Genomic DNA, 18854 nt, shown 5'->3' with positions numbered 1-18854 from the left:
GCCCCAATGTTACCGAGTGGTTCCACCGGGCCGCGCGCCCCTGGTGGCCTGGGCCAGGTCCTCGGCGGCCGCGTGGCGCATGCCGGCGGTCATGTAGTCCCACCCCGTCCAGAGCGTGAGCCCGGCCGCGACCCAGAGCCCCGCCTCACCCAGCCAGGAGACCGGCAGGAAGCCAAGGCCGATGGCCGAGGCGCCGCTGTCCCCCGCCACGATGGTGCCGATGGAGCCCATCTGGAACCCGGTCTTCCACTTCGCCAGCCGCGTGACCGGCAGTCCGACCCGCAGCCCCGCGAGGTATTCCCGAAGGCCGGAGACGAGGATCTCGCGCAGCATGATGACGATGGCGGGCAGCAGCCCCAGCAGCGAGAGGCGGCCGAGCCCCGCCAGCAGCATCAGCGCCGCGCCCACCAGCAGCTTGTCCGCGATGGGGTCCAGCATGCGGCCGAAGGCGCTGAAGGTCTTCCTCTCCCGCGCGATCTTGCCGTCGAAATAGTCGGTCACGGCCGCGGCCGAGAAGACGGCGCAGGAGAGGATGTCGCCGAGCGGGGTACCCAGGAACATCAATGCCACCAGAAGCGGGATGGCCGCGATGCGGGACAGCGTCAGCAGGTTCGGCAGGTCGGTGGGCATACGCGACTCCTTGCCGGCACCCCTAGCCCAGAAAGGCGCCGCGGGGAACGCGGGGCGGACTCATCCTTCCGCCTCGTGCCCCAGCGCGTCCGATGCCGGGGGAGGGGGCGGCTCCGCCCCATCCTCCGCCACGCCGTCCCTTGGGGCCGCTTCCGGCGCCTCGGCGAGGACCGCCACGGACGCGGCCTTCCTCGCCCGCCCGCGCGGCTTCGGCGCCTCCACCGGGCCGGTGGTGCCGGGGTGGAAGTGCTCGTAGATCCGCTTCGCCACCGCCGGGCCGATCCCCGGGCTGTTCTGCAGATCTTCCAGCGCCGCGTTCCGGACGCCCCGCGCGGAGCCGAAATGGTTCAGCAGCGCCCGCTTGATGGCGGTGCCGACGCCCGGGATCTCGTCCAGCTCGCTCTTGATGAGGGACTTGGACCGGCCGGCCCGGTGGGTGGTGATGGCGAAGCGGTGCGCCTCGTCCCGCAGGCGCTGAAGGTAGTAGAGGACGGGGTCGCGCGGGGGGAGCTGGATGGGCTCCGCCCCCGTGCGGTGGAACCATTCCCGCCCGGCATCCCGGTCCGGCCCCTTGGCGACAGCGACGAGCGGGATGTCGTGCACCCCCATCTCGGTCAGGATGTCGCGGGCGGCGCTGAGCTGGCCGATGCCGCCGTCGATCAGCACCAGGTCCGGCCAGGTGCCGCTCTCGCGCTCCGGGTCCTCCTTCAGGGCGCGGCCGAAGCGGCGCTCGAAGACCTCCCGCATCATCGCGAAGTCGTCCCCCCCGCGGGGAGCGCCAGCTCCTCCGCCGCGGGGAGCGCCAGCTCCTCCGCCGCGGGGAGCACCCGCCAGGCGGGCGGGGTCTGTCGTGGCGGGCCCGGCGCGGCCCGCGGCGTCATGCGCCAGCACCTCCACATCCTCCCCGGCAAGCGGCTCCACGCCAGAGGCGTCGGCGGGCGCGGGCCCTCGGTCCGCGCCCTCTGCCTTGCCGCGCTTGGCTTTGGGCGCCCCGGCGCCTTCGCCGCGGATGGAGAACTTGCGGTAAGCGTTCTTCAGGAAGCCCGCCGGTCCCGCCACGACCATCACGCCATAGGCGTTCGTGCCCTGAATGTGGCTGTTGTCGTAGATCTCGATCCGCTCGGGCGTGGAGGGCAGGTCGAAGACCTTCGCCACCCCCTCCAGCAGCTCGCCCTGGGCCGCGCCCTCGGCCAGCTTGCGCTCCAGGGCTTCCCGCGCGTTCGTCTGGGCGTGCTCCACCGCCGAGCGCTTGTCGCCGCGCTTGGGGTGGTGGACTTCGACCTTTCGGTCCGAGCGCAGGGCCAGGGCCTCGGCGATCAGCGCTGCCTCGGGCAACTCGTGGGAGACGAGGACGAGCGGCGGCGGCGGCAGGTCGTCGTAGAGCTGGCCGAGGAAGGCCGTGATCACCTCCGCCGGCTCCGCATCCGCCCGCATCCCCGAGAGGAAGAAGGGCCGGTTGCCATTGTTGCGCCCGCCGCGGAAGAAGAAGACCTGCACGCAGGCCTGGCCGGCGGCCATGTGCAGCGCGACGACGTCGGCGTCGCCCACGTTCTCCATGTTGATGCGGTCGCGCCCCTGGACATGGGTCAGGCCCCGGATGCGGTCCCGGATGGCCGCCGCGCGCTCGAACTCAAGCCGCTCGGCCGCCTCCTCCATCTCCTTCGCCAGGCGCTTCTGGATGGAGGGCGTCTCGCCCGAGAGGAACTGCACGGCCTCCCGCACCAGCTCCCCATACTCCTCCTTCGAGACGCGCTCGACGCAGGGAGCGGAGCAGCGGCGGATCTGGTGGAGCAGGCAGGGGCGGGAGCGGCTGTCGAACACCGTGTCCCGGCAGGAGCGCAGCAGGAAGACGCGCTGAAGGGCGGTGAGGGTCTGGTTCACCGCCCAGGCGCTGGCGAAGGGCCCCCAGTAGGAGGCGCCCTTGCGACGCTCGCCGCGGTGCTTCGTGATCTGCGGATAAGGATGATCTTCCGTGATCACCAGCCACGGGTACGACTTGTCGTCGCGCAGGACGATGTTGTAGCGCGGCCGCAGCCGCTTGATCAGGTTGGCCTCCAGCAGCAGCGCCTCGGCCTCGGAGGCGGTGGTGATCACCTCCAGGTGCCGGGTCTCGAAGACCATGCGCTTGAGCCGGTCCGGCAGCTTATGGACCTGGGTATAGGCGTAGACGCGCTTCTTCAGGCTGCGCGCCTTCCCGACATAGAGGGCGTCCCCCTTCGCATCGAGCATCCGGTAGACACCCGGCGAGAAGGGGAGGGTCGCGAGCGCCGTCTCGATCACCGCGCGCCCCTCCATGGGGGCGAGGGGGGTGGTCTGCTCGTTGGAGAAGGCCATCAGGCTTGTTTCCGTTGGGTTTCCACGGCGTGTCCGCCGGTTGTCCCCCGAAGCTGTGGATAAGCTTGTGGAGAGATGCGCCCGACAATGCGTCGAAGCCCCGTCCACAAAGGCTCGCAACGCGCCTGCCTATTTCTTGGGCAGTAGGCTAAGTGCTTGTTCTGTAGTGATTTACCATCATCTCGCGAATTCATGCTTCGTTCACATTAGCCTTCGGTCGCCGGTAAGCCAGAGGCGCGTCCTGTTCTCGTCGGCGGGGGATTATTTTTCTCAAATCGCGAGGAGGGCGTTGACAAGATGGTGATGAAACGCCCGGCGAGGGGGTCAGGCCCGGCGCCGCTCAACGCTCACGCCCACCGCCCCGACATGGGGCAGGATGTCCGGCTTCTCCACCGTCACGCGAGCGGATTCCACCCGCGTGTCCTCCAGGCAAGCCATCGCGATCCGCTCCGCAAGGGTCTCCGCGAGCCGCGTGTGGCCGGTTGTCGCCACGGCGCGGGCGCGCTCCGTAACGGCCGCGTAGTCCACCACGCGCTCCAGCCGGTCGGGCCCGATGCCCGCCGGCGCGGCGTCGTCAGCAACCAGAAGCTCGATCCCGATGACCACTCGCTGGGGCGCCGCCTCCTCCCGCGGATAGACGCCGAGCCGCGCCTGGACGGTCAGTTCCCGCACGAAGACGCGACGCAGCCGGGCGTTTGCATCGGGGATATAAGAAATCATTCCTCGATCCCCTCGGTCGAACGGGCCGGCGACCATTGCAAGTGCTGCCCGCCGTCGAGGGCGATCATCCCCCCCGTCATGGAGGTGAGGGAAAGGAGGGCGATCACCGCCTGTCCCATTTCCTCGGGGCTCGAACCGCGCTGCAGCGGCGTGCTCTCGCACTGCGCCTGGAACTGCTCCGGCGTCTGCCGGCTGCTGGCGATGGTTGGGCCCGGCCCGATGCCGTTCACCCGCACGCGCGGCGCGAGCGCGAGCGCCATCGACTGCGTCAGCGCCCAGAGCGCGGCCTTGGAGACGGTGTAGCTTACGAAATGGGGCGTAAGGGAGAGCACGCGCTGGTCGAGCATGTTCACCACGGCTCCCTCCGCGCCCTCGGGCAAGGCGAGGGCCATGGCCTGGGTCAGCACGAAGGGCGCGCGCAGGTTGGGCTCGAGATGCGCGTCCCAACTCCCGCGGGTGGCAGTGTCCCACTCGTCCCGCTCGAAGCGCGAGGCGTTGTTCACGAGCACCCCGATGGGGCCCAGGCCGGCGGTGGCGTCAGGGACGAGCGATTCGACCTCGGCCTCCCGCCCCAGGTCAGCCCGCAGCGTCACGGCGCGGCGGCCGAGCGCGCGAACGGCGTCCGCCGTCTCCTCGGCCTCGGCCAGGCTGTTTCCGTGGTGGATCGCCACGTCGAAGCCGGCCTCGGCGAGGGCGAGGGCGATCGCGCGACCGATCCGCTTCGCCCCCCCGGTGACGAGGGCCGCGCGGGGGATGCTGGGGGGGATGGCCATGAGGCGCCCAAGATGGGGCCGGAACGCCGCGCGCGCGAGAGGGGGCGCCCTATCCCCAGTCGAAGGCGGCCAGGCTCCGCAGCGCCTCCTCCCGCAGGAGGTCGCCGCGCAGCTCGATCGGGGTCCAGCCCGGCTCCGCGTTCACCCAGGGCGCGGCCTGGGAGAGGTCGGCGTCCAGCAGGCGCTTCGCCCCCGGTACATCCGTCCCGCGCGCGGCATAGACCACCCGGCCGATGCCGAGCTGCGCGATGACCACCGCGCACATGAGGCAGGGCTCGCAGCTCGTGTAGAGCGTTGTTCCGGGCGGCAGCCTGCCGCTCTCCAGCCGGCGGAGCGCGGCGCGGATGGCCACCACCTCCCCGTGGGCGGAGGGGTCGCGGTCGGCCCGGACCGTGTTGTGCCCCTCGCCCAGCACCTCGCCGGACCTATCGACCACCACGGCGCCGAAGGGCGCCTGCCTCTTCGTCAAGGCGGCCTCGGCCTGGGCCAGTGCCCGGCGCATGAGGGTTTGGTCCCGCTCGTCGTCCATGCCGCCCTCTCCTGGCCTCTCGCTGGCGGGGAAACACCCTTGCCCCGGTGGGGATGCGGTGCCATCGAACCGGCATGGAAAAGAGCGCCTCCCCCGATCCCATGCACGACCTCCACCAGACGGGGCTCGCCGGCAAGCGCGCCCTCGTCACCGGGCACCGGGGCGGCATCGGCCGCGCCATCGTCGCCGCGCTGGAGGCCTCGGGCGTCGTAGTTGAGGGGCTGGACCGGCCCGAGCACGACCTGCACGACATCGCATCCATCGCCCCCGCGGTGGAGGCCGCCGCGGCGCGGATGGGCGGGTTGGACCTGCTGGTGAACAATGCCGGCGACACGATGATCGGCACCCTCATCGACACCCCGCTCGCGGAGGCGGAGCGGATCATGCGGGTGAACTGGCTGGCGCCCTTCGCGGTGATGCAGGCGGCGCTGCCGCACCTGCTGAAGGGGGGCGGCGCGGTGGTGAACATCGCCTCCGACCAGGCGCTGATCGGCAAGCCGGCCTCGGCGGCCTATGGCGCCTCCAAGGCGGCGCTGGCGCAGATGACGCGCTCGGCGGCCCTCGACTTCGCGACGCAGGGCGTGCGCTTCAACGCTATCGCGCCCGGCAGCACGGACACGCCGATGCTGCGGGCGGTGATCGCCGACCTTGCTGCCCGCAACCGGTCCGGCCCAGCCAGCGATGCCGTCTATACCGAAGCCGTGCCGCAGCGCCGCTTCGCCCACCCGCGGGAGATCGCGGCGGTGGTCGCTTTCCTGCTGTCCGACCATGCGAGCTTCGTCACTGGGATCGTCATGCCCGTGGATGGCGGGACGACCGCGGCATGAGCGCCGTCCTCGTCACCGGCGGCACGCGGGGGATCGGCCTCGCCTGCGCGCGGCTGCTCGCCTCCCGCGGCGAGAGCGTCATCGCCGCCGCCCGCCGCCCCGCCGAGGGGCCGCTGCCCGAGGGCGTCCGCTATCTTCCCTGCGACGTGACCGATCCGGCTTCCGTGCGGGACGCCTTCGCGGCCGCCGGGCCGCTCGGCGCCGTGATCCTGGCGGCCGGTGCTGCCGGGGGCGACCCGCCCGCACCGGACGAGGAGCACTGGCGGCGGATTGTCTCCTCCAACCTCGACGGCGCGTGGCGCTGCGCCGAGGCCGCGGCTCCGATGCTGCCGGACGGGGAGGGGCGGATCGTGTTCCTCTCCTCCGTGCTCGGCCTGCGCGCGGTCCCGGACCAGGTGGCCTATTCCGCCGCCAAGCACGGGGTGATCGGGCTGATGAAGGCGCTCGCGCTGCGGCTGGCGCCGCGCGGCATCACGGTGAACGCCCTCTGCCCGGGCTGGGTGGATACCGATATGGCGCGCGCGCGCTGGGGCGAACTCGGCATGACCGCCGAGCAGGCCGCCGCCGGTACCCCCACCCGCCGCATCACGGCGGCGGAGGAGGTGGCGGAGATGGCCGCCTATCTCCTCTCCCCCGCCGCGAGGAACGTCACAGGGCAGGCCATCGCGCTGGACGGCGGCGCGGGACTCTGAGCAGCATCCATCACTTTGGGCGTGTGCCGGCGGACTGGACACAGTCCGGCGCGATGCTGGGGATCGTCGCCCCAATTCTTGCCTTCGGACTTGCCGGGGGCTGGATCGGCTCCCGCCGGCGTGGGTTGGGAGCGCCCGCCGGCTTTGTCGCAGGTGCCTTCGCTGCCGTCATCGTGTTGATCCTTGGCTTGATCGACACCTCGCTCTGACACTGATCGCCTCCCACTGGCCGTTGACAATGCGCGTCTCCTGGGCCGAGGCTGGGCGCCTCACCCGGGGGGTCCCGTCGAGGGGCTGAGATACGGCTGGCATCCAGGTTTCTGGGGCAGCGCCGTGACCCGATGAACCTGATCCAGTTCATGCTGGCGTAGGGACGGTGCGGCTGCCCTCATTCCCCTTCCGGGGAGTCACGCGCGTCGTGGGGCATCCTTCCATCTTTGCAGTCCAGCGCTGGGTCCGTCGCGAAGGCGAAGGAGCTCTGGCGCATGTCCATCGAAACCACGACCGAACGGCCCGCCACCAAAGGCGTGCCGACCGTCACCACCGGCCCGCTGCCGGCCTCCACGAAGGTCTTCAAGCCCGGCACCCGGCATCCGGAACTCCGCGTGCCGATGCGCGAGATCGCGCTGCACCCGAGCGCGGGCGAGCCCCCGGTGACGGTCTACGACGCCTCCGGCCCCTATACCGACCCCGCCGCCGAGATCGCGATCGAGCGCGGCCTGCCCCGCCACCGCCGCGCCTGGGCCGAGGCGCGCGGCGAGGTGGAGGCCTATGACGGGCGCGACCTGAAGCCCGAGGACAACGGCTTCGTCTCCGGCGAGCGCCTGACACCCGCCTTCCCGGTCCGCCACCGCCCGCTGCGCGCGAAGGACGGTCGCGCCGTGACCCAGCTCGCCTATGCCCGGGCCGGCATCATCACGCCGGAGATGGAATACGTCGCCATCCGCGAGAATCTCGGCCGGGCCCAGGCCCGCGTGGCACTGGAGCGCGACGGCGAGGATTTCGGCGCCGCCATCCCCGATCACGTGACACCGGAGTTCGTCCGCGACGAGATCGCGCGCGGCCGCGCCATCATCCCCGCCAACATCAACCACCCGGAGCTGGAGCCGATGATCATCGGCCGCAACTTCCTGGTGAAGATCAACGCCAATATCGGCAACTCCGCTGTCACCTCCTCCATGGCGGAGGAGGTGGAGAAGATGGTCTGGGCCATCCGCTGGGGCGCGGACACGGTCATGGACCTCTCGACCGGCCGCAACATCCACAACATCCGCGATTGGATCCTGCGCAACGCGCCGATCCCCATCGGCACCGTGCCGCTTTACCAGGCGCTGGAGAAGGTCGGCGGCATTGCCGAGGACCTCACCTGGGAGGTCTTCCGCGACACGCTGATCGAGCAGGCCGAGCAGGGCGTGGACTACTTCACCATCCATGCCGGCGTGCGCCTCGCCCATGTGCCGCTGAGCGCAAGCCGCGTCACCGGCATCGTCTCTCGCGGCGGCTCGATCATGGCGAAGTGGTGCCTGCATCATCACCGCGAGAGCTTCCTCTACGAGCACTTCGAGGAGATCTGCGACATCTGCCGGGCCTACGACGTCTCCTTCTCCCTCGGCGACGGCCTGCGCCCCGGCTCCATCGCCGATGCCAACGACGCCGCGCAGTTCGCGGAGCTGGAGACGCTGGGCGAGCTGACCCAGGTGGCCTGGGCGAAGGACTGCCAGGTGATGATCGAGGGCCCGGGCCACGTGCCCATGCACAAGATCAAGGCCAACATGGACAAGCAGCTCGCCACCTGCGGGGAGGCGCCCTTCTACACCCTCGGGCCGCTGACGACCGACATCGCCCCGGGCTACGACCACATCACCTCCGGCATCGGCGCGGCCATGATCGGCTGGTTCGGCTGCGCCATGCTCTGCTACGTCACGCCGAAGGAGCATCTCGGCCTGCCGGACCGGGACGACGTGAAGACGGGCGTGATCACCTACCGCATCGCGGCCCACGCGGCGGACCTCGCCAAGGGCCATCCGGCCGCGCGGCTGCGGGACGACGCCCTCTCCCGCGCCCGCTTCGAGTTCCGCTGGGAGGACCAGTTCAACCTCTCGCTGGATCCCGACACCGCGCGCTCCTTCCATGACGAGACCCTGCCGAAGGAGGCGCACAAGACCGCGCATTTCTGCTCCATGTGCGGGCCGAAGTTCTGCTCCATGCGCATCTCCCACGACATCCGGGCGGAGGCGCAGAAGGAGGGGATGGAGGCCATGGCCGCCAAGTTCCGGGAGGGCGGGAAGCTCTACGTGCCCTTGGTGGAGGGCGCCGCGGACTGACCGGCGCGGCGGCGGGTTGCATCGCCCGCCGCCTTCCGCTTCGTTCGCCGACCGCAGGAAACGTCCCGGAGGCCGGTCCATGCCCATCAAACGCCGCGCGCTGCTCGCCGCTCCGGCCCTCATGCCCCTCGCGGCGCGGGCGCAGGGCGGCTGGCCGGACCGCCCCCTGCGGCTGATCCTTCCCTACACGCCGGGCGGCGGCACCGATGCCGTCGCGCGCGCCCTCGGCACCCGCCTGAACGCCACCCTCGGCCAGCCCGTGGTGGTGGAGAACCGCCCCGGTGCCGGCGGCAACCTGGCGACGGAGCTGGTCGCGGGCTCCCGGCCGGACGGCTACACGCTGCTCATGGGCAACCAGGGCCCGATTTCCGTGAACCCGACCCTGTTCGGCCGGAACCTGAAGGTGAACCCGCAGACCGCGCTCGATCCGGTGGCGATGGTGGCGGAGACTCCGCTGGTGCTCGTCGCGGGGCCCGGCACGACCGCCACGACGCTTCCCGCGCTGATCGCCGAGGCCCGGGAGAAGCGAGGCGGGATGAACTACGCCTCCCCCGGCAACGGCGCGGCCGGGCATCTGGCGATGGCGCTGCTGCTCCAGCAAGCGGGGGTGGAGGCGACCCATGTGCCCTTCCGCGGCGCCGCTCCGGGCCTGACGGACGTGGCGGCGGGCACGGTCGCGGCGATGATCAGCACGCTTCCCTCGGTCGCGGGCCTCGTCCAGGGCGGGGTTCTGCGGGCGCTGGCCGTCACCGACGACAAGCGGCTCCCGTCCATGCCGGATGTGCCGACGGTGGCCGAGACCATCCCCGGCTATCGCGCAACCGCCTGGTACGGGATCCTCGTTCCCCACGGCACGCCCGAGCCGATCCGCGCCCGGCTGGAGGCCGCCATCCTCGGCAGCCTGGACTCGCCGGAGCTGGTTTCCAGCCTCGGTCGGGAAGGGGCGACGCCCTATCCCATGCCTGGCGAGGCCTTCGGCCGCTTCATCGCAGCCGAGCGCGCGCGCTGGGCGCCGGTGATCCAGGCTGCCGGCATCACCGCCGACTAGCGGCGGGCGACTTCCGAGCCCCCTCAGAGACTTGCCGCTCGTTCCTCACGGAACCCCTCCGGCGGGGATGCCGGGGCCGGAATGGTTTATGTAACGGCGCACGCGAAGTTGCGAGCGGCCTGCGACCGGGTTAGACCGGCCGCCGATGGACGGCACCACGACCGCGCCAGCCCTCGCGGGAAGCACCGTTTCGGCGGATATCGCGAAGGGCCCGCTCCCCCTCTACCGCGCCCGGGTGGCGTCCGGCGCCCTTCGCGCGGACCCTGCCCAGGCGCGCGCGGCCGAAACGCTGCAGGACCTCTGGCGACGCCTCCGCGGCTACGACCCGCGCCCGGAAGCAAAGGAGGAGCCTGGCCTTCTCGCCCGCTTCTTCCGCCGCAAGCCCGTGGAGGACCAGCCGGACGGCCCGCCGCTCGGTCTCTACCTCGTCGGCGAGGTCGGGCGCGGCAAGTCCATGCTCATGGACCTCTTCTTCGAGACGGCGGACGTGCCGCGGAAGAAGCGCGAGCACTTCCACGCTTTCATGCAGACCTCCCACCGGCGCATCCACGAGTGGCGCCGGACCCATGGCGACGCGGCCGACCCAATCCCGCCACTGGCCGACCGGATCGTGGCCGAGGCCGCGCTGCTCTGCTTCGACGAGTTCCAGGTCCACGACATCGTGGACGCCATGCTCCTCGGCCGCCTGTTCGAGGCGCTCTTCGCCCGCGGCGTTGTGGTGGTCGCCACCTCCAACACCGCGCCCGCCGATCTGTTCAAGGGCAAGCCGGGGCGTGACGCCTTCCTGCCCTTCATCGCCCTCATCCAGAAGCGGCTGGAGGTGCTGCACCTCTCGGCCCTTCAGGACTACCGGCGCGACCGCATCCGGGGCCTGCCCACCTGGCACACCCCGCTTGACGGCCGCGCCGAGCGCGCGCTCGACGCGGCCTTCCGCGAGCTGAGCGGCGAGGCCCATGGCCAGCCCTGCTCGCTGACCGTGCTGGGCCGCAAGCTCGAAGTACCGCAGGCCCACCGGGGAGTGGCGCGTGCGGACTTCGAAACCCTCTGCGGCGCCTATCTCGGCGCCGCGGACTACCTGGCCATCGCCACCCACTTCCACACGCTCGTGCTGGACGGCGTGCCGCGGCTGGGCCCGGAGAACTTCGACCGGGCCCGCCGCTTCGTGACGCTCATCGACACGCTCTATGAGCACCGCTGCAAGCTGGTCGCCTCGGCCGAGGCCGTGCCCGACCAGCTCTACGAGAAAGGGGAGGGGGCGGCGATGTTCCAGCGCACCGCCTCCCGCCTCATGGAAATGCAGAGCCAGGACTACCTGGCCCTGCCACATCTGACGTAGCCGCTCGGCCCAGGATTTGCTCGGCGCGTGCCTGAGGGGGCAGGGCGCCGGGTGGGGATCCGGGGTTGGGCCCAATAGGGGGAAAGATCAACATGCTGCGTTCCTTTGCCATCGCGTTCGGCACCGTCGTCGCGCTCGCGGCGGTCCATCCGGCGGAAGCCCGCCAGGAGGCGCGTTCCACGGGCAAGGCCGCCCGCGCGACGCCAGCCCGCCCGACTGCCACGCCGACCCTTCGGCCCGCCTTCGCGCCCCGCCCGGTCGCGGCCCCGGCCACCTCGCGCCGGATGGTCGCCGTCGCCCCGCGCGGGCGCGCCGCGGCCTCCGTTCGCGGTCAGCGCAGCGCGGAGGTCCGGTCCTCGCGCCGGCCGGTCTTCGCCGTGCGGGGCGCCACCCGCCGGGAGGCCCTGCGCTACACCGACCTGCGCCCGGCCTCGATGCACGGCCAGCGCAACGGGCTGCGCTTCGTGAGCCTTTTCTCCGCCGCCCCGGCCGCGGCCTCCACCCTTCCCGCGCGCGGCGGCAAGTACGGCAAGGCGACCTATACGAGCACCCGCGACGAGAGCGCCGATGAGGATCGCGGCTACAGCGGCCGGGGCGTGTGGCACGCCGGCCTGCCCGCCGCCGATGGCGAGCAGATGGACTGCCCGGCCGGCACCATGGCCGTGCTCGCCCGCGGCCATACCGACACCTTCCGCTGCATGCCGATGTGATCCCCGGGGGCAATCCTCCGGAAGGGCAGGGGCGGGGTGCCGAGGGGCGCCCCGCCCCTTTCCATTGCGGGCCCGCCTTGCCGGCCCGGGCATCCGGGTCTAATGCCTGCGCGCCTTTCTCGCCCTCGCGAGACTCCCTCTCGAAGGACCCCCTATGGCCCGCAAGAAGATCGCCCTCATCGGCGCCGGCAACATCGGCGGCACGCTCGCCCACCTGATCGGCCTGAAGGAGCTCGGCGATGTCGTGCTCTTCGACGTGTTCGGGGGGGTGGCGGCCGGCAAGGCGCTGGACATCATGCAGTCCAGCCCCGTCGATGACTTCGACAGCGCCATGACCGGCGGCTCGGACTACGCGGCCATCGAGGGCGCGGACGTCATCATCGTCACCGCCGGCTTCCCCCGCATGCCCGGGATGAGCCGCGACGACCTGCTGACGAAGAACGCGGGCGTGATGGGCCAGGTGGCCGAGGGCATCAAGCAGTACGCCCCGAACGCCTTCGTCATCTGCATCACCAACCCGCTCGACGTCATGGTCTGGGCGCTCCAGCAGAAGTCCGGCCTGCCCGCGCACATGGTGGTCGGCATGGCCGGCGTGCTCGACAGCGCCCGCTTCCGCCTCTTCCTCGCGCAGGAGTTCAACGTCTCGGTCGAGGACGTGACGGCCTTCGTGCTCGGCGGCCATGGCGACACGATGGTGCCGCTGACCCGCTACTCCACCGTCGCCGGCATCCCGGTGCCGGACCTCATCAAGATGGGCTGGACGACGCAGGAGAAGATCGACGCGATCGTCGCCCGCACCGCCAACGGCGGCGGCGAGATCGTGAAGCTGCTCGAGAAGGGCTCCGCCTTCTACGCCCCGGCCGCCTCCGCCATCGCGATGGCCGAGAGCTACCTGAAGGACAAGAAGCGCGTCCTGCCCTGCGCGGTGATGCTGAACGGCGAGTACGGCCTGAACGACTTCTACGTCGGCGTGCCCGTGGTGATCGGCGCCGGCGGCGTGGAGCGGATCGTCGAGGTGCAGTTCTCCCCCGAGGAGAAGGCCGCCTTCGACAAGTCCTGCGACGCGGTGAAGAAGCTCGTCGAGGACTTCAAGGCGCTCGGCGTCTGAGCCCAGGCTCCTGAGAATGTGGGCCGGGGGAGACCCCGGCCCTTCTCTTATCGGATAGGCGGGACCCGCATGAACATCCATGAATACCAGGGCAAGGAGCTGCTGAAGCGCTACGGCGTCGCGGTGCTCGACGGCTACGTCGCCCGCACGCCCGAGGAGGCCGAGGCGGCGGCGAAGAAGCTGCCGGGCCCCGTGGTGGTGGTAAAGAGCCAGATCCATGCCGGCGGCCGTGGCGCCGGTCGCTTCACGGACGACCCGAACGGCAAGGGCGGCGTGCGCGTCGTCAAGCCCGAGGCCGCGAAGGAAGCCGCCGCCGCGATGATCGGCCACACGCTGGTCACCAAGCAGACCGGGCCCGAGGGCAAGGTGGTGAACCAGGTCTATGTGGAGGCCGGCTGCGACATCAAGCGCGAGCTCTACCTATCCATCCTGCTCGACCGCGAGACCTCCCGCGTCACCGTCATGGCCTCGACCGAGGGCGGCATGGAGATCGAGGAGGTGGCCGAGCACCACCCCGAGAAGATCCTCAAGGTGGCGGTTGACCCGGCCTCCGGCCTCTATCCCTGGGCCGCGCGCAAGCTCGCCTTCGGGCTGGGCCTCGAGGGCAAGCAGGTCGGCACCTTCGTGAAGTTCGTCACCGCGATGTACGAGGCCTATACGGCGCTCGACATGGCGATCGTCGAGATCAACCCGCTGGTCGTGACCGGCGCCGGTGAGATCGTGGCGCTCGACGCCAAGGTGTCCTTCGACGACAACGCGCTGTTCCGCCACAAGGACCTCGAGGCCCTTCGCGACGACAGCGAGATGGACCCGAAGGAGCTGGACGCGGTCAAGAACGACCTCAACTACGTCGCGCTCGACGGCGAGATCGGTTGCATGGTGAACGGCGCCGGGCTGGCGATGGCCACGATGGACATCATCAAGCTCTACGGCTCCTCGCCCGCGAACTTCCTCGATGTCGGCGGCACCGCCAACGCGGCGCGCGTGACCGAGGCCTTCCGGATCATCACCTCCGACAGCAACGTCAAGGCGATCCTCGTCAACATCTTCGGCGGCATCGCCAAGTGCGACATGATCGCCGAGGGCATCGTGGCGGCGAGCAAGAACCTCTCGCTCGCCGTGCCGCTGGTGGTGCGCCTCGAGGGCACCAATGTCGATCTCGGCAAGAAGATCCTGGCCGAGTCCGGCCTGGCGATCATTCCCGCCGACAACCTTGCCGACGCCGCCCAGAAGGTGGTGGACGCCGTGAAGAAGGCGGCCTGAAGCCATGTCCGTTCTCGTCGACAAGCACACCAAGGTCATGACCCAGGGCTTCACTGGGTCGCAGGGCACCTTCCACGCCGAGCAGGGCATCGCCTACGGCACGAACTACGTGGGCGGCGTGACGCCGGGCAAGGGCGGGCAGACCCATATCGGCCTGCCCGTGTTCGACACGGTGGCCGAGTGCGTCGAGGCGACCGGGGCCGATGCCTCCGTCATCTACGTGCCGCCGCCGTTTGCGGCCGACTCGATCCTGGAGGCCATCGCGGCCGAGGTGCCGCTCATCATCTGCATCACCGAGGGCATCCCGGTGATCGACATGGTGAAGGTCAAGCGCGCCCTCTCCGGCAGCAAGTCCCGCCTCATCGGGCCGAACTGCCCGGGCGTGATCACGCCGGAAGCCTGCAAGATCGGCATCATGCCCGGCCACATCCACAAGCGCGGCTCGGTCGGCATCGTGTCCCGTTCGGGCACGCTGACCTATGAGGCGGTGGCGCAGACCACGGCGGCCGGCCTCGGCCAGTCTACCTGCGTCGGCATCGGCGGCGACCCGGTGAAGGGCACGGACTTCCAGGAAGTGCTGGAGATGTTCCTCGCCGACCCCGAGACGAAGCAGATCGTGATGATCGGCGAGATCGGCGGCCAGTCCGAGATCATCGCGGCCGAGTTCCTGGGCCGCGAGAACAAGCCCGGTTCGGCCAACTACAAGCCCGTCGTCGGCTTCATCGCCGGCGCCACGGCCCCTCCCGGCCGCCGCATGGGCCATGCCGGTGCCGTCATCTCCGGCGGCAAGGACACGGCGGAAGCCAAGATGGACGCCATGCGCGCCGCCGGTATCTTCGTGGCCGACAGCCCGGCCGCGCTGGGTTCGACCATGGTGAAGGCCATCGCCGCCTGAACTAGCGGCGAACCGCCGAGGTTTGGAAGCGCCGCCGGGGGGCACCCCGGCGGCGTTTTCGCGTTCAGGGGCCGACGTGTTCACGGCTGTTTGAGCGATGCTGCGCGGCCGCCGGGAGGGGGCTGGGTGCCACTGGGCACCGCCGAGGCCCATCTGCCGGGCGCTCGGCGGGAGCTCGACGTTCGATAGATGTCATCTATCAAACCTGGAATTTTTATCTATTTGGCATATCTCTCAGGCAAGCCTAGCTTCCGTCCGGCGAAGCGGCGCGAAGGTGCCGCGGCACACCGCAACAGGAGATCGCATGTCCCTCATCAACACCAAGATCAAGCCGTTCAAGGCCCAGGCCTACAAGCAGGGCAAGTTCATCGAGGTGACCGAGAACGACGTGCTCGGCAGCTGGGCGGTGTTCTTCTTCTACCCCGCCGACTTCACCTTCGTCTGCCCGACCGAGCTGGGCGACGTGGCCGACCACTACGAGGAGCTGCGTAAGATGGATGTGGAGGTCTACTCCGTGTCCACCGACACTCACTTCGTGCACAAGGCCTGGCACGACGCTTCCGACACGATCGCCAAGATCCAGTACACGATGCTGGCCGACCCCACGCACGAGATCAGCACGAACTTCCAGGTTCTCCGTGAGGGCCAGGGCCTTGCCGACCGCGGCACCTTTATCGTGGACCCCGAGGGCATCATCCAGGCCGTCGAGATCACCGCCGAGGGCATCGGCCGCAACGCCGAGGACCTGATCCGCAAGATCAAGGCCGCTCAGTACGTCGCCGCCCACCCCGGCGAGGTCTGCCCGGCCAAGTGGCAGGAGGGGGCCGAGACCCTCGCCCCGTCGCTCGACCTCGTCGGCAAGATCTGATCCGCGTCTGAAAGGTGCCGGCTCCGGCCGGCACCGAACAGCCGGGCCCCGCGCGGGCCCGGCCGCTTCCCCCGAATTCCCCGTCGCCGGAGTTGCCCCCGTGCTGGATGCCAACCTCAAGACTCAGCTCAAGGCCTATCTGGAGCGGGTAGTCCGTCCCATCCAGATCACGGCCTCCGTCAACGACAGCCCTAAGTCCCGCGAGATGGTGGAGCTGCTGCGCGACCTTCAGGCCGCTTCCCCCAAGATCTCCGTCGAGGAGCGGCGGGACGACGGCGAGCGCGCGCCCTCCTTCGCGCTGACCAGCCCGGGCCAGGACATCTCGCTGCGCTTCGCCGGCCTGCCCATGGGGCATGAGTTCACCTCGCTCGTCCTCGCGCTGCTGCAGGTCGGCGGCCATCCGCCGAAGCTGGAGCAGGCGGTGATCGACCAGATCAAGGACCTGGACGGCGAGTTCACCTTCGAGACCTATTTCTCCCAGTCCTGCCAGAACTGCCCCGAGGTGGTGCAGGCGCTGAACCTGATGGCCGTGCTGAACCCCGCCATCAAGCACGTCGCGGTGGACGGCGCGGTGTTCCAGGCGGAGGTCGAGGAGCGGCAGGTGATGTCCGTGCCGACCATCTACCTCAACGGCCAGGTCTTCGGTCAGGGCCGCATGGGCGTCGAGGAGATCGTCGTCAAGCTCGACACCGGCGCCGCCGCGCGCGAGGCGAAGAAGCTGAACGCCGAGGCTCCCTTCGACATGCTGATCGTCGGCGGCGGCCCCGCCGGCGCGGCGGCGGCCGTCTATGCGGCGCGCAAGGGCATCCGCACGGGCGTCGCCGCCGAGCGCTTCGGCGGCCAGGTGCTGGACACCATGGGCATCGAGAACTTCATCTCCGTGACCCACACCGAGGGACCGAAGCTCGCCCAGGCGCTCGAGACGCATGTTCGCGAGAACGAGGTTCGCATCATGAACCTCCAGCGCGCCGAGGAGCTGAACTTCGAGCACGGGGTGTTCTCGGTTCGCATGACGGGTGGCGCGACGCTGCACGCGAAGAGCATCATCCTCTCCACCGGCGCCCGCTGGCGCCAGATGGGCGTGCCCGGCGAGGACACCTACAAGAACAAGGGCGTGGCCTACTGCCCGCACTGCGACGGTCCCCTTTTCAAGGGCAAGGACGTGGCCGTGATCGGCGGCGGCAACTCCGGCGTCGAGGCGGCGATCGACCTCGCGGGCATCGTGAAGCACGTCACGCTGCTCGAGTTCGACACCAAGCTGCGCGCGGACGAGGTGCTCCAGCGCAAGCTCCGCAGCCTGCCGAACGTGACGGTGCTGGTCTCCGCCCGCACCACCGAGGTGCAGGGCGACGGCCAGAAGGTGACGGGTCTCGTCTACGAGGACCGCATCTCCGGCGAGCTGAACACGATCAAGCTCGAGGGCATCTTCGTGCAGATCGGCCTGCTGCCGAACACGGAGTGGCTGCGCGGCACGCTCGACCTCTCCCCGCGTGGCGAGATCATCGTGGACGCGCATGGCCAGACCTCGCTGCCCGGCGTTTTCGCGGCCGGCGACTGCACCACCACGCCCTTCAAGCAGATCATTATCGCCGCCGGGGAGGGCGCGAAGGCCTCGCTCGCGGCCTTCGACTACCTCATCCGCAGCTCCGTCCCCGAGGCGGCGCCGCAGCAGGCCAAGGCGGCCTGATCCCGCCCGCGCCCGTCCCATCCGGGGCGGGCGCGGAACGGCACGCGCATGAATCTTCGTGAACTCCAGTACCTCGTCGCCCTGGCGGATCACCGGAACTTCCGGCGGGCCGCCGATGCCTGCCTCGTCGCGCAGCCCACCCTTTCCACCCAGATTCGCAAGCTGGAGGAGGAGCTGGGCGTCGCCCTCTTCGAGCGGTCGCCGCGCAGGGTGATGCTCACCCCCGCCGGGCAGGACGCTGTGGGGCGCGCGCGGCGAATCCTGGCCGAAATGGAGGGAATGCGGGAGGCCGCGCGCCGCCTTTCCCGCCCCGAGTCCGGCACTGCACGCCTGGGCGTCTTTCCCACGCTCGGCCCCTATCTCCTGCCGGAGGTCATGCCGGCGGTTCGGGCCCGGTTCCCCCAGCTCCAGCTCCTGCTGACGGAGGAGAAGAGCGACCAGCTCCTCGCCCGCCTGCGGGAGGGGCGCCTGGACGCGGCGATCCTCGCCCTGCCGGTGCACGACGCCAGCCTCCATTGCGAGCCTCTGTTCGAGGAACCCTTCTTCCTCGCCGTGCCGCGGAGTCACGAGCTGGCCAGCCGCGAGAGCCTGCGGATGGAGGAACTCTCCCGCTACAACCTCATGCTGCTGGAGGACGGGCACTGCCTGCGCGACCAGGCGCTGGAGGTCTGCCACCTCTCCGGCGCCCAGGAAGGGTCCGAGTTCCGTGCCACCAGCCTTGAGACGCTCCGCCAGATGGTGCTGGCCGGGCTCGGCGTGACGCTGATGCCCGCCCTGGCCGCCACCGGCATGGCCGCTTACTCGGACCGGCTGCACCTGCTGCGCTTCGAGAACGGCAATCCCAGCCGCCAGATCGGCCTCTTCTGGCGCCGGACCTCGGCGCTGGGCCCGCTCCTGGAGGAACTGGCCGTCGTGCTGCGGGACCTTCCACCGAAGCTGCTGGACCCGCGGAACGACCCCTCGACCTCCCTCGCCGCCGCCCGTTGAACCGGAGGGCAGGCGCATCTCTTGGGTCAGGGAACCTGACGCAGACACATGGGTGCGATGCGCGCCCACGATTTCCGCCGGCCGCCGCGTTGCGCTAAGCTAGCCCCAGAAGCAACAATATTG

At 70.3% G+C, this 18854-nt stretch carries 17 protein-coding genes, 1 pseudogene and 1 riboswitch; of the genes and pseudogenes, 13 read left to right on the top strand and 5 right to left on the bottom strand.

Annotation, left to right across the window (positions count from 1 at the left end; translation table 11 throughout):
* Positions 1-9: 9 nt before the first annotated feature.
* The 5 genes and pseudogenes from pgsA to BO39_RS09400 all read right to left on the bottom strand — a co-directional run bounded on the left by pgsA (position 10) and on the right by BO39_RS09400 (position 4986).
* Positions 10-630 (bottom strand): CDP-diacylglycerol--glycerol-3-phosphate 3-phosphatidyltransferase, encoded by a 621-nt coding sequence (gene pgsA, locus BO39_RS09420; RefSeq protein ID WP_043832287.1) that lies wholly within the window; start codon positions 628-630, stop codon positions 10-12.
* A gap of 234 nt (positions 631-864) precedes the next feature.
* Positions 865-2964, bottom strand: a pseudogene (gene uvrC / locus BO39_RS29780) (excinuclease ABC subunit UvrC); the annotation flags it as partial.
* Between the two features lie 324 nt (positions 2965-3288).
* The gene (folB, locus tag BO39_RS09410) at positions 3289-3684 is read right to left on the bottom strand and encodes a dihydroneopterin aldolase (RefSeq protein WP_043832285.1); all 396 of its coding nucleotides are present in this window, start codon (positions 3682-3684) and stop codon (positions 3289-3291) included.
* Entirely contained in the window at positions 3681-4457 is a 777-nt protein-coding gene (locus tag BO39_RS09405; protein WP_043832283.1) for an SDR family oxidoreductase, read from the bottom strand. Before BO39_RS09405 ends, folB begins: the two co-directional genes overlap by 4 nt.
* A 49-nt stretch (positions 4458-4506) precedes the next feature.
* Entirely contained in the window at positions 4507-4986 is a 480-nt protein-coding gene (locus tag BO39_RS09400; RefSeq protein WP_052401854.1) for a nucleoside deaminase, read from the bottom strand.
* Between the two features lie 74 nt (positions 4987-5060).
* Between BO39_RS09400 and BO39_RS09395 the strand changes: the two genes are divergently transcribed.
* From BO39_RS09395 to BO39_RS09340, 13 genes are all read left to right on the top strand, one after another.
* Complete coding sequence (locus BO39_RS09395; RefSeq protein ID WP_052401853.1) at positions 5061-5813, top strand: SDR family NAD(P)-dependent oxidoreductase; 753 nt, start codon at positions 5061-5063, stop codon at positions 5811-5813.
* On the top strand, positions 5810-6505 hold the full coding sequence (locus BO39_RS09390) for an SDR family NAD(P)-dependent oxidoreductase (RefSeq protein ID WP_043832281.1): 696 nt from the start codon (positions 5810-5812) through the stop codon (positions 6503-6505). Before BO39_RS09395 ends, BO39_RS09390 begins: the two co-directional genes overlap by 4 nt.
* A gap of 53 nt (positions 6506-6558) precedes the next feature.
* A complete protein-coding gene (locus BO39_RS32510; RefSeq protein ID WP_156963602.1) occupies positions 6559-6714 on the top strand; it encodes a hypothetical protein in 156 nt (51 codons plus the stop codon).
* A gap of 55 nt (positions 6715-6769) precedes the next feature.
* Positions 6770-6897: riboswitch (TPP riboswitch) on the top strand.
* Between the two features lie 93 nt (positions 6898-6990).
* Positions 6991-8829, top strand: a complete 1839-nt coding sequence (gene thiC / locus BO39_RS09385; RefSeq protein ID WP_043832279.1) for a phosphomethylpyrimidine synthase ThiC — start codon at positions 6991-6993, stop codon at positions 8827-8829.
* A gap of 79 nt (positions 8830-8908) precedes the next feature.
* On the top strand, positions 8909-9877 hold the full coding sequence (locus BO39_RS09380) for a Bug family tripartite tricarboxylate transporter substrate binding protein (protein ID WP_043832277.1): 969 nt from the start codon (positions 8909-8911) through the stop codon (positions 9875-9877).
* A 145-nt stretch (positions 9878-10022) separates the two neighbouring features.
* Positions 10023-11213, top strand: coding sequence for a cell division protein ZapE (gene zapE / locus BO39_RS09375; protein WP_052401852.1), 1191 nt, complete (start codon positions 10023-10025; stop codon positions 11211-11213).
* Positions 11214-11305: 92 nt separating this feature from the next.
* The gene (locus BO39_RS09370; protein ID WP_043832276.1) at positions 11306-11923 is read left to right on the top strand and encodes a hypothetical protein; all 618 of its coding nucleotides are present in this window, start codon (positions 11306-11308) and stop codon (positions 11921-11923) included.
* Between the two features lie 154 nt (positions 11924-12077).
* A complete protein-coding gene (mdh, locus tag BO39_RS09365; RefSeq protein ID WP_043832274.1) occupies positions 12078-13031 on the top strand; it encodes a malate dehydrogenase in 954 nt (317 codons plus the stop codon).
* Between the two features lie 69 nt (positions 13032-13100).
* On the top strand, positions 13101-14294 hold the full coding sequence (gene sucC / locus BO39_RS09360) for an ADP-forming succinate--CoA ligase subunit beta (protein WP_043832272.1): 1194 nt from the start codon (positions 13101-13103) through the stop codon (positions 14292-14294).
* Positions 14295-14298: 4 nt separating this feature from the next.
* Positions 14299-15189: a succinate--CoA ligase subunit alpha gene (gene sucD / locus BO39_RS09355; protein ID WP_043832269.1), complete on the top strand. Its 891-nt coding sequence runs from the start codon at positions 14299-14301 to the stop codon at positions 15187-15189.
* A gap of 304 nt (positions 15190-15493) precedes the next feature.
* Positions 15494-16057: an alkyl hydroperoxide reductase subunit C gene (gene ahpC / locus BO39_RS09350; RefSeq protein ID WP_043832267.1), complete on the top strand. Its 564-nt coding sequence runs from the start codon at positions 15494-15496 to the stop codon at positions 16055-16057.
* A gap of 100 nt (positions 16058-16157) precedes the next feature.
* The gene (gene ahpF, locus BO39_RS09345) at positions 16158-17744 is read left to right on the top strand and encodes an alkyl hydroperoxide reductase subunit F (protein WP_043832265.1); all 1587 of its coding nucleotides are present in this window, start codon (positions 16158-16160) and stop codon (positions 17742-17744) included.
* 48 nt (positions 17745-17792) lie between these two features.
* Complete coding sequence (locus BO39_RS09340; RefSeq protein ID WP_043832263.1) at positions 17793-18731, top strand: LysR substrate-binding domain-containing protein; 939 nt, start codon at positions 17793-17795, stop codon at positions 18729-18731.
* Positions 18732-18854: the final 123 nt, after the last annotated feature.

It is taken from the genome of Roseomonas aerilata DSM 19363 (assembly GCF_000711725.1).
Classification (GTDB): domain Bacteria; phylum Pseudomonadota; class Alphaproteobacteria; order Acetobacterales; family Acetobacteraceae; genus Roseomonas; species Roseomonas aerilata.
The sequence above is the reverse complement of the archived record's forward strand: the minus strand, read 5'-3'. Positions and strand labels throughout refer to the sequence as shown.

Coding starts and splice junctions, on each gene's coding strand:
- pgsA (WP_043832287.1), bottom strand. CDS start 630: ATGCCCACCGACCTGCCGAACCTGCTGACGCTGTCCCGCATCGCGGCC.
- folB (WP_043832285.1), bottom strand. CDS start 3,684: ATGATTTCTTATATCCCCGATGCAAACGCCCGGCTGCGTCGCGTCTTC.
- BO39_RS09405 (WP_043832283.1), bottom strand. CDS start 4,457: ATGGCCATCCCCCCCAGCATCCCCCGCGCGGCCCTCGTCACCGGGGGG.
- BO39_RS09400 (WP_052401854.1), bottom strand. CDS start 4,986: ATGGACGACGAGCGGGACCAAACCCTCATGCGCCGGGCACTGGCCCAG.
- BO39_RS09395 (WP_052401853.1), top strand. CDS start 5,061: ATGGAAAAGAGCGCCTCCCCCGATCCCATGCACGACCTCCACCAGACG.
- BO39_RS09390 (WP_043832281.1), top strand. CDS start 5,810: ATGAGCGCCGTCCTCGTCACCGGCGGCACGCGGGGGATCGGCCTCGCC.
- BO39_RS32510 (WP_156963602.1), top strand. CDS start 6,559: ATGCTGGGGATCGTCGCCCCAATTCTTGCCTTCGGACTTGCCGGGGGC.
- thiC (WP_043832279.1), top strand. CDS start 6,991: ATGTCCATCGAAACCACGACCGAACGGCCCGCCACCAAAGGCGTGCCG.
- BO39_RS09380 (WP_043832277.1), top strand. CDS start 8,909: ATGCCCATCAAACGCCGCGCGCTGCTCGCCGCTCCGGCCCTCATGCCC.
- zapE (WP_052401852.1), top strand. CDS start 10,023: ATGGACGGCACCACGACCGCGCCAGCCCTCGCGGGAAGCACCGTTTCG.
- BO39_RS09370 (WP_043832276.1), top strand. CDS start 11,306: ATGCTGCGTTCCTTTGCCATCGCGTTCGGCACCGTCGTCGCGCTCGCG.
- mdh (WP_043832274.1), top strand. CDS start 12,078: ATGGCCCGCAAGAAGATCGCCCTCATCGGCGCCGGCAACATCGGCGGC.
- sucC (WP_043832272.1), top strand. CDS start 13,101: ATGAACATCCATGAATACCAGGGCAAGGAGCTGCTGAAGCGCTACGGC.
- sucD (WP_043832269.1), top strand. CDS start 14,299: ATGTCCGTTCTCGTCGACAAGCACACCAAGGTCATGACCCAGGGCTTC.
- ahpC (WP_043832267.1), top strand. CDS start 15,494: ATGTCCCTCATCAACACCAAGATCAAGCCGTTCAAGGCCCAGGCCTAC.
- BO39_RS09340 (WP_043832263.1), top strand. CDS start 17,793: ATGAATCTTCGTGAACTCCAGTACCTCGTCGCCCTGGCGGATCACCGG.